Source organism: Pseudoalteromonas sp. NS-SX12 (genome assembly GCF_057367955.1).
Genome location: NZ_CM170634.1, coordinates 62,977 through 75,202 on the forward strand (window position 1 = coordinate 62,977; position 12,226 = coordinate 75,202).

Below are 12,226 nucleotides of genomic sequence, written 5' to 3' on the forward strand. Positions count from 1 at the left end.
CTTAATTTGTTTTAACGTGTCGTTTAATTTGCGTTTATATTCTGATTTCACGGTGCTACTATGCGTGCCTTTTAACGATTTGGTAATTTTTATGCAGGTAATAAAAGAGTTTAATTTTGTTGATGAACTCGCGCTCAATCAGCATCAACGTATATTGCGCCCCGCTACACGTGCTATTGTAACCAAAGGCCAAAACATTTTGTTACTACACACCGAACGTTATCGTGATTACTCTTTGCCCGGTGGCGGTGTTGATCATGGTGAAAGTTTACAGCAAGCATTAGTGAGAGAGTTACAGGAAGAAACGGGCGCACGTGCGATTGAGAAGATTACACCCTATGGCTTGATCCGTGAATTTCGTCCCAACTACAAACAAGATGGCCAAATTATAGAAATGCTATCTTATTGCTTTACCTGCGAAATTGATGATGAATTTGATCAGCAAAATTTAGAAGATTATGAAATTGCCAATGGCATGACGGTACACTGGGTGGATATAGATAAAGCCATTGCTTACAACAAGCAAACAATGGCTGAGTCAGATAAAAAAGGCATCAGCATTGTGCGCGAAACCTTTTTACTTGAGCATATTGCAGAAAATCTGCTTAACTCAAAGTGTAAATAAGCAAGGCTTATTAGTGAAGTGCCGCTGTATGCGGCAACTTGGCACAGATTTTGGCTTCTGCTTCTAAAATTTCCTCTAAACGAGCATCCACTACGGCTTTATCAAAATATTCATAGGCCAGCTCGACAAATAAAAATGCGTGCTTTTCTTCTGATTTGGCAATAGTAACGTAGAAGTCTTTTTCTTTGCCTTCTTCAAGCGCTTCAGCAACCAATGAAAAGCGCTCATAACCGCGGGCTTCGATTACCGCTGCGACAATTAGACGGTCTAATAAAAACACATCTTTACCTTGGCGAAATAGCGCACGTAAATCTTTTACATACGAATCTTTAGTGTCTTTACCTAACGTAATATCGCGCTCTAGCAGAATTTTCACTACTTGCTTAAAGTGGATCATTTCTTCAAGCGCTAAGTCAGTCATTGCACGCACTAATTTGCGGCGATCTGGATAATGCGAAAGCATTGAAAGCGCCATGCCCGACGCTTTTTTCTCAGCGGCAGCGTGGTCTTGTAAAAAGGTATCAAAATCGGCCATTACCGCTTCAGTCCAAGAAAATGGCGTTTTGTATTTCAGTTCAAACATACTTGGCTTAATGTTAGTAATTCAAATTAGCCGCAGTTTAATGGTCAGCTTCAAAGATGTCTATTTTAAATCCGCTTTACCATTGCGTGTTGAGTCGAGTTTGAGTGGGCTTTTGATTTGCTTCCACGCCGTAACTTTACCGTTTACGTTGAGCTGTTCAAAACCGCCTTTCTCTTGCTTACCTAGAAACGAACAAAATTGCTGATAACTGTTATCATCAGACAAGTTAATCACTAAGTGCTGGTTATCGATTCGCTGCAAAAAGTCCATTACCTTGGCTTTATGCGATAAATAACACTGTTTTAAATGCGCATCATCTAACATGGTTTGCTTATTTAGCGGATTAAAAACCTCGCCATAACAGCGTTTTAAGCTTGGGAAAAAACCACCGTGTTCAGTTAGCAGCCTATCTGCCATACGCGTTAACAATACTTTGATTGATGGCAACCAGCTTGCTAAATCTCGCTCAAGATAAATAAACTTTGCCGTAGGATATTGCTGCAACAGCGCCTCATAATCGTTAAAAACCGGCGTGTCTGCGACAAACTCAGCACTATCTAACGTTGATTGAATATACACTGTATGCGCCGTTCTAAAGCCTAATGCGAGCGCAGCTGCACACACACTCGTTGTGCCAGTGCGGGGTAAGCCTAAAACAAAGATTTTCTGACTGCTAATAAGACACCTCTTGAGTGGTCTGATGAGTTGCGATAAGCTGAATAATATCACGTTTAAACAATGCGCTTATTATGCAACTACATAACTTAAATGGACACATACAATCGATCTATTTAGTAGAATATCCAGATAAATTAATGCTGTTGGACGGCTGCTGCCGCGCGGATTGTGAACTCGTTGCACGTTTTATTACACAAGAGCTAAGGCGACCATTATCGGATCTAAAATTGATTATGGTTACGCATATGCATCCTGATCATGCCGGTGGTGCACACAAATTGCGCCGTATGACAGGTGCAAAAATCGCAACATCAAACGCACCTGGTCATTGGTATCAAGGCTTTGATGGCATTATGATGCACATTACCGATATTTTATTGGCGCGTTGGGTTGCCAGTCGTAAAGGTAAAAAACAAGCCTTTATGTGGTACCCACGTAAGCTTAAGGCCGATATTTATTTGCCTGATGGTGTGAGCATTCCTGACTTCGATGAGTGGCAAGTACATCATAGTCCAGGCCATACTGACAGAGATATTTGCTTGCATCACATTCCCAGCAATATGATTTACGTCGCCGATCTTATGGTAAACGTAAAAGGAAAGCTGATCCCGCCTTTTCCAGTTTTTTACCCCAAGCGCTATCTTAATTCATTATTGATGCTAAAAACTTTAAAGCCAACCTCAGTGCTACTTGCCCATGATGGCAAAATAAATTTCGCTGATATCGATTTTAATTACTTACTAAAAAAAGCGCCAAGTATCCCGATGACACATTGGCGCTCTGTAAAAAGTAAGTTAAAGCAAATTACTAAAAGTTAAAGCCTAAGGCTTATTAACCGCACAGCTGTTATACAATGTCATCCATTGCTCATAACTTAGAGATGACGCTGTCTGGCAAGTTTGCGCCTTAATTTCTTTTAGCTTGCCCGATACACAACCGGGTCTGAAATCGTGACGCATTGCAAAACGCTCTACCTCATATTGCTGCATTTCGCTCATGTAAGTCACAGGATAACGTTCACCATTACATTCGATTTGATTGCTATTTCTTGGCGCAGTACTACACGCACTTAACGCAACAATCGCGCTTACCAAAGCCAATAATTTATATAATTTCATGCTAACTTCCTTGCAGTTTTTCAATCACTACGCCAAGTTTTTCAATGCGTTGGCTCATGCCTAAAATAATGCGATCTTTTATCTTATCGCGAATTGCGTAAGGCAATTTTTGCATCGCCGTATGTGAAATAGCCAACACGATAGTTTCTGCGTTCGCTTTGGCATTAATACTGCGATTATGTGTTTCGACAAATGATCCTTCACCAACAAAATCGCCAGGCCGAATAGAAACAAGCGATGGTTTATGCTGCTGTTTATACAACACTAGCTCACCGGACAACACAATATATAGGTGGTTATCGTGTTCATTTTGCCTAAATACCATTTTGTCTTTTTTGAACAAATGCAATTCAGAAAATGACTCAACTACCATTTGCCTTTCTGCTAATGTAAGCGTTTTAAAAAATGATAGGCGATTAACCAACTCCATTTTTTTGATTAGGGGAATTTGTGTGATCAGTGCCACTAATCCTCTCCGTTACAACGCGTTCAAGTAGTTTAACCCGCCACGAATTGCGGCAACTTGTGCATCAATGCAATTTTGCTCATCCGCTTTAGGGCTATCCGGATAAACTTCTGTGGTAGTAACATATGTCGCATCAGTAATACCAGCGCACAGAGATAAACCTTTACAGTCGTAGTTGCATACACCAAATTGTGAAATCGCTACGCCGATTAGTTCACCATTTTCATCCGCCGGCGCAATATGGGTGACTTGCTCAACTGACTCAATAATGGCTTTTTGAAACGCCGCTTCTGGACGTTTTGAATCGCCTACCAAATAAAACCCATCAGGAATATTCCAGTTAGTGTGCTGAGCGCCATCACGCGCTGCTAATGCTGGACGAAATTCAGAATTGTCGGTGTCTGTGGTTTCATGCAAATCAATATGCATTAAAAAGTCACAGTTAAGTTTGCTTAAGTAATTTAATACCGCCTGAGATTCAGGGGCTGGAGAATCATTAAAAAAAGACCGATTTGGGTCAACCGCATAGGAATTCCAGCGATTAATGGTTTCAAATCCCCACGGGCTAATACAAGGTAAAATCACAAAATTAAACGCATCTTCAAAGTCTTTGACATCGTTTTTAGCAAATGCCAGAGCACCCATTACGCCGCTAGTTTCGTAACCATGTACTCCACCTGTAATTAATACACATGGCTTATCTTGTTGCCAAGATTTAGAGCGCAGAGCGAACAGAGTAAGATCATCACCGTAAGGCAGCTGCCCATAGCTTTCAATATCAAATGCATCGGTTAGTTGGTTTATTTGTGAAACCACCAGCTGATTGTAATCACGCTTTTTTTGTTGCTGATTTAACCATTGTGACTTTTCTGCGTCATTCCACTTTTGGCCAGGAATACCTATTGGATAATATGAACTCAAACTACACCTACTATTCAAAAATACAGAGTGACTATCATATCAACTGGCTGAATAAATGACATAAAAAAAGCGGCCATTGCCGCTTGTATTAATATCTGTCGCTCTTTACTGCACTACTTTTGCTTTTTTGCTTTGTTTTAATGCATCTTTATTGCAACGTTCGATTTATCGCTTCACAATCTAAACGAACATCGAGCAACGCCTTGCGCGTCGCTGCGTGGGGGCAACAAAACGAAGGCTAAGCTCACTACTACCTGCTATAAGATGCCAATATTTGGCGTTGCACGATACATATCTTTTTTCAACGACATCATCAGTGAGTTAAGTTGGTCATTCGGTTTTAAATCAGACTTCTGCACTTTTTCGCTGTAGTTGTAGCGTTCTTTTAATTCTTCGGTCACAGCCGCTAACTTATTACGTGCCATACGAGATTTAGCCGCGAAGTTTGAAAATTCATCAGGCTCGATTGTGTAACCTTCATATGCCTTTAATAGGCGATGACAATCTTTTGCGATGGCGTAATCTCTAATTTTTTCATCCAGTACCATGCACGTATTATTAACCAGTTCGTAGCGCCATAAGTTCTTTTGCTGCCATGCGTACATATCTGGTTTTAACATTTGTCTGGCTTTTTCTGCACGAACACCTGCTAGAATGCGGTCGGCGTCTTGTTCAATTTGTTTTTTATCCGCGTAAAAATCTTCCTTATTGGTCTCACTAGCCTGAACCAATATAAAAACGATTTCTTGTAGTTCTTGATACTCACGTGCAATGGCTCTATCTAACCACTTTCTTAACTCTGGGTTGTTATTTTTCTTCTTAACATTTTTACCTTCGTCAACAGCATGTAAAACCTGCGCGTTGTATTTTACTTGCTGTATTACCGAGTAAATATCCCATGTATCTGCGGTAGTGGTATAAATAAAGTCTGCAGCTTGTTCATTTTTAAAATAAGGCTCAATGCGACGATACAGCCCAGTGACATCCTCTAGTTTTTTGGCACTCACTACGGCTTGATAGTCAGATTCATCGGTATAGTATGCATCACGGGCAAGAAAGCTATGATGGTACGAGGAAAAGCGGTCTTTCTCAGTTTTACTTTGCTCAAGTAATTTATAGCTTGTACTAATTTTTTGATACAGCTCTTGGTGCTGCTTCGAGCGATCTTTCGTAAGCTCAATTGTCAGTAGCTTTTCGTGTAGGTTTTTATTTTCTAAATTACGTTTAACAAATTCAATGTTATCCAAGCTATCGGGATCGCCACAACCAAGTAAAGACAAGGCTAAACATGCCGTAATTGTGAATTGTTTCATACTACCAACCTTATAATTATTATTTTCCTCAACCTCGATACAAAAAATTAACAATTATTACAGTTGAATTCAATATAATTTATCTTAGGTACAAGAAATATAGAGTCTAGACTCTAATTGTCGTTTAGATTTATATAGGGGAAATGCCGACTAAATGGCCTACTGTTAACGCCAAAATGAATTAACAAGCAAGCCATTACTGTGAACTTATTTAGTTGTTTAGGTTATACTTTTTCATCTTTTCAACTAACGTTGTGCGCCTTACACCAAGCACTTCAGCAGCACGCGCTACCACGTTTTCATTGCGCTCAAGTGCTTGTTCAATTAAACACACTTCTAACTCTGCTAAGTAGCTTTTTAATTCGATGCCTTCAGCAGGCAGTACTGCGGGTTGACTTGCATCAAGTGGAACATCAAAAGCATCGCTGTCGTTTTCTTCAAATTCACCAAAGCCTTCACTAAAAATATCGTTGAGGGCCTGACGCTCTAAAATCTCTTCTGGATACTCAGGAATATACTCTTCCACATCAATATGCTGATATTTTTTAGGCAGATCAGACACATCAACCACTTTTTCTGGAAACATAATTTGCATACGTTCTACTAAATTAGAAAGTTCCCTAACGTTACCTGGCCAACCATGTTCTTTTAAACTATCAAGCGCTCGCTCGGTAAACTTTACATTTGCCCCACCAACTGCAACGTTGCGCTTAATCAACTCTTGCAATAATAAAGGAACATCATTTTTACGCTCACGCAGCGATGGATTTTCAATAGGAAATACATTTAAGCGATAATATAAATCTTCACGAAACGCGTCTTCTTCAATCATGGTTTCTAGATTGCGGTGCGTGGCTGCGATGATACGAACATCTGCTTTTATTGGCTTGCCGCCACCAACACGTTCGTATACGCGTTCCTGTAAAACTCGCAGTAGCTTAACCTGCATTTGACTTGGCATATCACCGATTTCATCAAGGAATAAAGTTCCCCCTTGTGCCATTTCAAATCGCCCTTTACGCGTAGAAATAGCTCCAGTAAAAGCCCCTTTTTCATGACCAAATAACTCACTTTCCAGTAAATCGCCTGGAATTGCACCACAGTTAACCGGAATAAATGGCCCGCTGTTGCGATTAGACAATAAATGGATATTGCGTGCGACAACTTCTTTACCTGTGCCCGACTCACCTAAAATAAGTACATTCGCGTTTGTTTTTGCAACTTGTTGGATTAAAAAACGAATATGCTCAATTTCAGACGTCGCGCCAATTAAACCGTCAAAGCGTTTTTCATTCTGCGAACTAGTTAAATTAGGTAAATGACGTTTGTATTCTTGGCAATCGCGTAGCAATTCAGTGGTTGGCGCATAAGCGAAAGGCTCCGCTAAAATGCCAATAACGTTAGCCAGCGATAATAGCGGTCGTAGCGTTTCACCAATTAGGATAAAAGGAGTCTCTGGCTGGCTTTTTATCAGCGTTTCATGATCATGACCGGTTAACGCACCTAAAAATACCGTTTCCACATGATGCAATGCTGATTCTTGCACGTCTGTTGCTGTTGCCACTTTCGCGTGTTCCCCAATAAAACACAGTGATGCAACTAACTTATTTGCTCGATTCTCGTTTTCGTCAATAACCCAAGTGGAATTGGTAAGGCTCATATACGGGCACAATTATAATGTTATTTTAATTATTGTTTTATTGTAACGGCTTAGACCGATGTTGCAAGGTACAAGTGGCGGGATTTTGGCGTCAATTCAAAAAATTGACACCAAAGTTTGATTTATCACAAGCAAATTAAAGCAAGCCAAGTACTTGGCTTGCACTCTGATTTGCCTGACCAGCAAGCGCTACCGATGCCTGTGAGAGAATATCATTAGCCGTTTGTTGAGAAATTGCTTGAGCGTAATCAGTATCTTGAATACGGCTTTGTGACGCAGCCACATTAATCGCATTATTCGTCAACCCACGAATGTTCTGCTCAAACGCGTTTTGACTAGCACCTAAACTAGCACGATTAGAATTAATATCGTCACGTGCCTGTTGAGTCACACTAATGGCGGCTTGAGCGCCGGCTTGGGTCGAAACGTCAATAGTAAGCACATTTGAAACAACACTATTATCACCGGGATTCAAGCTTTGGGTTTGATTTGCATCTGCACCCACCTGAAAGGTTACATCATTACCATCAAACAATTTTGCACCACCAAATGTAGTGTTTTCATAGGTTTCAGTAATACCTGTTTGTAGCTGCGATATCTCCTCTTGAATTGCACTTCTATCAGAGTCTGTTAATGCACCGTTTGCAGCTTGCAATGATAATTGCTCAATACGAGATACAGATTCATTTACCCCAGCGAGCGCCCCCTCAGCGACTTGTGCATATGAAATACCATCATAAGCATTTCGGATAGCTTGGTTTTGACCGTTTTGCTGCGCTTGCAATCTGTCAATAATTTGCAGTGCCGCTGCGTCATCAGATGCTGAATTAACCCGCTTTCCGCTAGCTAATTGTTCAAGTAATGTTTTGCTTTTTTCCTCAGTGCGATTGAAAAAAGCAAAATTTTGATTTTGGATCTTCATACTAGGTTGCCTCCTACCTGTAATCTGATGGAATTATATCAAAATTAGATTAGTACAATTATAGTACAAAAAGCTGCTTTTTTACTCGTGACTAAAGGGTTTATTGACAAACTATTGGCATATTTAGTGCTTAATAAGCTAAAGTAATGAAAGAACTATTAATCTTTGTGAAATTCAGTAAATACAGTGGGAAACACTATGTTCGACAATAAGACAATTTTAATAACAGGTGGAACAGGATCTTTTGGCAAAAAATATGTCAAAACATTGTTATCACTTTATAACCCTAAAAAAATTATTGTGTTTTCTCGCGACGAATTAAAGCAGTTCGAAATGCAACAAGATTTTAATCAAGATTGTATGCGATATTTTATCGGTGATGTTAGAGATAAAGAAAGACTCAATCGAGCAATGAGAGGAGTTGATTACGTCATTCATGCAGCAGCTTTAAAGCAGGTTCCTGCAGCTGAATACAACCCGATGGAATGCATTAAAACAAACATCAATGGCGCTGAAAATGTGATTGATGCAGCACTTAACAATGATGTTGAAAAAGTCATTGCCCTATCAACCGATAAAGCCGCAAACCCAATAAACCTCTACGGTGCAACTAAACTAGCATCTGATAAATTATTTGTTGCTGCGAATAATATCGCAGGTGGTCATAAAACCACATTTTCTGTTGTACGTTACGGCAATGTTGTCTGTTCTCGAGGCTCTGTCGTACCTGTTTTCCAAAAATTTATCGACGAAGGTAAAGATCACATTCCTATTACGCATGAAGATATGACGCGTTTTTGGATTAGCCTACAACAGGGCGTTGATTTCGTTCTGAAGAACTTTGAACGTATGCTTGGCGGTGAAATTTTCGTGCCTAAAATTCCGTCAATTAAAATCACCGATTTAGCCAAAGCAATGGCACCTAACTTACCACTTAAAATCATTGGCATTCGTCCTGGCGAAAAGTTACACGAAGTAATGTGCCCTGCCGATCTATGTTATGACACATTTGAATACGACGATCACTTCGTCATTGCGCCAGGTATAAAATTCAGCAGCAGAAGCAATGACTTCACGATTAATGCGATTGGTGAGAAAGGCAAAGAAGTTGAACCTGGCTTTGAATATAACTCATTAGACAACCCTGACTATATGACAATTGAGCAAATTGCCAATTTTAATATTGAGGCACTTAAGTGATTCCATATGGCAAACAAGATATCAATCAAGACGATATCGATGCTGTTGTTAACGTTTTAAAATCGGATTACTTAACGCAAGGACCAGCAATTGGTCAGTTTGAACTGTCGGTTAGTGAATATTGTGGTGCTAAGTTTGCAATTGCGGTTAATAGCGCAACTTCAGCATTACATATCGCCTGTTTAGCGCTTGGTGTCGGCAAAGGAGACACTGTTTGGACTTCACCAAACTCATTTGTAGCCAGCAGTAACTGCGCTATTTACTGTGACGCAACGGTCGACTTTGTTGATATTGATGTTGAAACGGGAAATATCTCGATTGCTTCACTACGAGCGAAATTACAAGAAGCAAAAAACAACAACACATTACCAAAAGTCGTTATACCAGTGCATTTTGCGGGTCAATCATGTGACATGGCAGAAATTGCAAAACTGGCAAATGAATATCACTTTAAAATTATTGAAGATGCATCTCATGCAATAGGTGCAAAATATAACAACTCGCCGGTAGGTAATTGCCAGTTCAGCGATATTTGTGTTTTTAGTTTTCACCCGGTAAAAATCATCACTAGCGCCGAAGGCGGTATGCTAACAACCAAGTGCGGTAATATCGCAACCAAGTTAAAAAGCTTGCGTAGTCATGGCATTACAAACCAACCAGCAGATCTTGAAAAAGATGATCAAGGGCCCTGGTATTACGAGCAACAATCTCTCGGTTTTAACTATCGCATCACAGATATTCAAGCTGCTCTTGGCCTTAGTCAAATGAAACGCTTGGATGAATTTGTTACCAAACGTCACCAACTCACAGCGTTGTATACCAAGTATTTACCAACGAACCTAACGCACCTCATGCAATCGCCTGATTGCTATTCTTCTTATCATTTATATGTGGTGCTTTTGGATAATGCTGCAAAAAGAAAAGAAATCGTTACGCAATTACGTGCCAATGGTGTATTTGCTCACGTTCATTATATTCCAATTCATTTACAGCCTTTCTACCGCAATTTAGGTTTTAGAGAAGGTGACTACCCAAATTCGGAAGAATATTATTCCAAAGCCATTACTTTGCCGCTTCACCCAAATTTAACTGAAAATGACATTATCTTTATTACAAAAACATTAAGAGAACTAATGTGAAGCTTGCAATTGGTACGGTACAGTTTGGTTTAGACTATGGCATCACAAATCAATTCGGAAAAGTCAAAGACAGTGAATTGAGCCAAATTCTGGATTTAGCTGCGAAACAAGGTATTGATACTTTAGATTGCGCATTGGCGTATGGCGATAGCCAAACTAGGCTTGCCAATAGTGGACTATTAGCGAAATTTTCAGTGGTAACAAAAATAAGTATTAACCACTCGCTGTCGCTTAATGAACAGTTGAAAGAAGCAAAAAAGCAGCTTCGCAACCATCCGATTAAAGCTGTACTATTACATGATGCAGATGATGTAAGTAAAAAAGAATTACAATCAGCTCTAACAGAGCTAGTACAGTTAAAGTCGCAGTTTTTTATTGAGAAAGTTGGTATATCGACTTACAAACCAGAGACTATCGAGCTTGCTTTTTCGACTGGATTTCTTGAAATAGTCCAATTCCCATGTAATCTCTTTGATCAGCGGATAATACGCCACTCAATCATTGATAAGCTTGTCGAAAATAAAGTGGAGATCCATTGTCGTTCACTATTTTTGCAAGGCTTGCTACTAACACCTATTGAACAAATACCCGTCAAATTTTCTCAATTTCTTTCAAACTTCAAGCTCCGAGACAATATCGCTCAGTCACAAAATATTTCCCTAGCGCATCTCGCGATGAGTGCTATCACTCAATTTGAAAAAGTTGATAAGTGGGTAATAGGTGTATGCAACTATCAGCAGCTTGTTGAGCTTATCTCCAACTATAAAGATACAAATATGCGTGCCGATATAAGTTCATTAGCGACTACCAAAGAACAATTGATTCGACCTGATTTATGGTAACCCCAGATTTAAATAAACAACGCAGAATAATTGCGATTTTACAAGCGAGAACAAGCTCATCTCGACTACCAAGAAAAGTGCTAAAAACTATCAATGGTCAGCCAATGTTGGCACTGCAAATAAAAAGATTAAGCACCATCGGAAATATCGACCAGCTGGTGTTGGCTACAAGCGAACACCCTAGTGATGATGAAATAGCTGAGCTTGCGCAGTCTTTGAATATTCCTTGTTTCAGAGGCAATCTAAACGATGTTTTAGACCGCTTTTACCAGTGTGCAAAACAATTTCAAGCCACTGATATTGTTCGCTTTACTGGAGATTGCCCGTTAATCGACCCAACAGTAAGCAAACGTGTGATTGAAGTTCATTGCCAAGGTGGTGCTGACTATACATCAAACTGTTTACCACCTACTTATCCAGATGGATTGGACACTGAAGTGTTTACCTTCACTGCGCTCAAAACAGCTGCAACCCATGCTAAGTTGCAACATCAAAGAGAACATGTAACGCCTTATATCACAGATTCTGGCTTATTTAAGCTCAGTAATGTGACACACTCTTCAGATTTAAGTCACTTGCGTTGGACTGTAGATAACCCTGAAGATTTTCAGTTTGTGTCAGAAGTGTTTGGCGTCTTTGAACAATCTGAAGCAGAATTCAACTTTTCAGATATCCTTGCTTTGCTTGAAAAAAGGCCTGAACTTTGCAAGTTGAATAATCATATTAGCCGAAATGAAGGTTACCAAATAAAAGATTAAC

14 protein-coding genes are annotated in these 12,226 nt (G+C 39.8%); 6 read left to right on the forward strand and 8 right to left on the reverse strand.

Annotation, left to right across the window (positions count from 1 at the left end; genetic code table 11):
* Positions 1 to 91: 91 nt before the first annotated feature.
* On the forward strand, positions 92 to 625 hold the full coding sequence (locus AC2IOM_RS00335; RefSeq protein WP_486358759.1) for an NUDIX hydrolase: 534 nt from the start codon (positions 92 to 94) through the stop codon (positions 623 to 625).
* A gap of 10 nt (positions 626 to 635) precedes the next feature.
* Here the strand turns inward: AC2IOM_RS00335 and AC2IOM_RS00340 are convergent, their stop codons facing one another.
* Both AC2IOM_RS00340 and AC2IOM_RS00345 read right to left on the reverse strand, forming a co-directional pair.
* Entirely contained in the window at positions 636 to 1,208 is a 573-nt protein-coding gene (locus AC2IOM_RS00340; RefSeq protein ID WP_486358760.1) for a MiaE family protein, read from the reverse strand.
* Between the two features lie 60 nt (positions 1,209 to 1,268).
* On the reverse strand, positions 1,269 to 1,937 hold the full coding sequence (locus AC2IOM_RS00345) for a sulfotransferase family protein (RefSeq protein WP_486358761.1): 669 nt from the start codon (positions 1,935 to 1,937) through the stop codon (positions 1,269 to 1,271).
* 20 nt (positions 1,938 to 1,957) lie between these two features.
* Between AC2IOM_RS00345 and AC2IOM_RS00350 the strand changes: the two genes are divergently transcribed.
* Complete coding sequence (locus AC2IOM_RS00350; RefSeq protein ID WP_486358762.1) at positions 1,958 to 2,704, forward strand: MBL fold metallo-hydrolase; 747 nt, start codon at positions 1,958 to 1,960, stop codon at positions 2,702 to 2,704.
* Between the two features lie 3 nt (positions 2,705 to 2,707).
* Here the strand turns inward: AC2IOM_RS00350 and AC2IOM_RS00355 are convergent, their stop codons facing one another.
* From AC2IOM_RS00355 to AC2IOM_RS00380, 6 genes are all read right to left on the reverse strand, one after another.
* Entirely contained in the window at positions 2,708 to 3,004 is a 297-nt protein-coding gene (locus AC2IOM_RS00355; protein WP_010560703.1) for a hypothetical protein, read from the reverse strand.
* Between the two features lies 1 nt (position 3,005).
* Positions 3,006 to 3,470: a cyclic nucleotide-binding domain-containing protein gene (locus tag AC2IOM_RS00360; protein ID WP_486358763.1), complete on the reverse strand. Its 465-nt coding sequence runs from the start codon at positions 3,468 to 3,470 to the stop codon at positions 3,006 to 3,008.
* 12 nt (positions 3,471 to 3,482) lie between these two features.
* Positions 3,483 to 4,391: a M14 family metallopeptidase gene (locus AC2IOM_RS00365; protein WP_486358764.1), complete on the reverse strand. Its 909-nt coding sequence runs from the start codon at positions 4,389 to 4,391 to the stop codon at positions 3,483 to 3,485.
* 257 nt (positions 4,392 to 4,648) lie between these two features.
* Positions 4,649 to 5,704 (reverse strand): hypothetical protein, encoded by a 1,056-nt coding sequence (locus tag AC2IOM_RS00370; protein WP_336434672.1) that lies wholly within the window; start codon positions 5,702 to 5,704, stop codon positions 4,649 to 4,651.
* Between the two features lie 211 nt (positions 5,705 to 5,915).
* Positions 5,916 to 7,364: a sigma-54 dependent transcriptional regulator gene (locus AC2IOM_RS00375; protein WP_486358765.1), complete on the reverse strand. Its 1,449-nt coding sequence runs from the start codon at positions 7,362 to 7,364 to the stop codon at positions 5,916 to 5,918.
* 136 nt (positions 7,365 to 7,500) lie between these two features.
* Positions 7,501 to 8,286 carry a flagellin N-terminal helical domain-containing protein gene (locus AC2IOM_RS00380; protein ID WP_486358766.1) on the reverse strand — a complete coding sequence of 262 codons (786 nt, stop codon included), beginning with the start codon at positions 8,284 to 8,286 and terminating at the stop codon, positions 7,501 to 7,503.
* Positions 8,287 to 8,484: 198 nt separating this feature from the next.
* On the opposite strand from AC2IOM_RS00380, the gene pseB reads away from it, so the two are divergent.
* From pseB to AC2IOM_RS00400, 4 genes are read left to right on the forward strand one after another with little or no spacing between them, the layout of a single operon-like run.
* A complete protein-coding gene (pseB, locus tag AC2IOM_RS00385) occupies positions 8,485 to 9,486 on the forward strand; it encodes a UDP-N-acetylglucosamine 4,6-dehydratase (inverting) (RefSeq protein WP_486358767.1) in 1,002 nt (333 codons plus the stop codon).
* On the forward strand, positions 9,483 to 10,625 hold the full coding sequence (pseC, locus tag AC2IOM_RS00390) for a UDP-4-amino-4,6-dideoxy-N-acetyl-beta-L-altrosamine transaminase (protein ID WP_486358768.1): 1,143 nt from the start codon (positions 9,483 to 9,485) through the stop codon (positions 10,623 to 10,625). The genes pseB and pseC overlap by 4 nt, the downstream gene beginning before the upstream one ends.
* Entirely contained in the window at positions 10,622 to 11,467 is an 846-nt protein-coding gene (locus AC2IOM_RS00395) for an aldo/keto reductase (RefSeq protein ID WP_486358769.1), read from the forward strand. The genes pseC and AC2IOM_RS00395 overlap by 4 nt, the downstream gene beginning before the upstream one ends.
* Positions 11,461 to 12,225 (forward strand): cytidylyltransferase domain-containing protein, encoded by a 765-nt coding sequence (locus AC2IOM_RS00400; protein WP_486358770.1) that lies wholly within the window; start codon positions 11,461 to 11,463, stop codon positions 12,223 to 12,225. Before AC2IOM_RS00395 ends, AC2IOM_RS00400 begins: the two co-directional genes overlap by 7 nt.
* Position 12,226: the final 1 nt, after the last annotated feature.

Coding starts and splice junctions, on each gene's coding strand:
- AC2IOM_RS00335 (WP_486358759.1), top strand. CDS start 92: ATGCAGGTAATAAAAGAGTTTAATTTTGTTGATGAACTCGCGCTCAAT.
- AC2IOM_RS00340 (WP_486358760.1), bottom strand. CDS start 1,208: ATGTTTGAACTGAAATACAAAACGCCATTTTCTTGGACTGAAGCGGTA.
- AC2IOM_RS00350 (WP_486358762.1), top strand. CDS start 1,958: ATGCAACTACATAACTTAAATGGACACATACAATCGATCTATTTAGTA.
- AC2IOM_RS00355 (WP_010560703.1), bottom strand. CDS start 3,004: ATGAAATTATATAAATTATTGGCTTTGGTAAGCGCGATTGTTGCGTTA.
- AC2IOM_RS00370 (WP_336434672.1), bottom strand. CDS start 5,704: ATGAAACAATTCACAATTACGGCATGTTTAGCCTTGTCTTTACTTGGT.
- AC2IOM_RS00375 (WP_486358765.1), bottom strand. CDS start 7,364: ATGAGCCTTACCAATTCCACTTGGGTTATTGACGAAAACGAGAATCGA.
- AC2IOM_RS00380 (WP_486358766.1), bottom strand. CDS start 8,286: ATGAAGATCCAAAATCAAAATTTTGCTTTTTTCAATCGCACTGAGGAA.
- pseB (WP_486358767.1), top strand. CDS start 8,485: ATGTTCGACAATAAGACAATTTTAATAACAGGTGGAACAGGATCTTTT.
- AC2IOM_RS00400 (WP_486358770.1), top strand. CDS start 11,461: ATGGTAACCCCAGATTTAAATAAACAACGCAGAATAATTGCGATTTTA.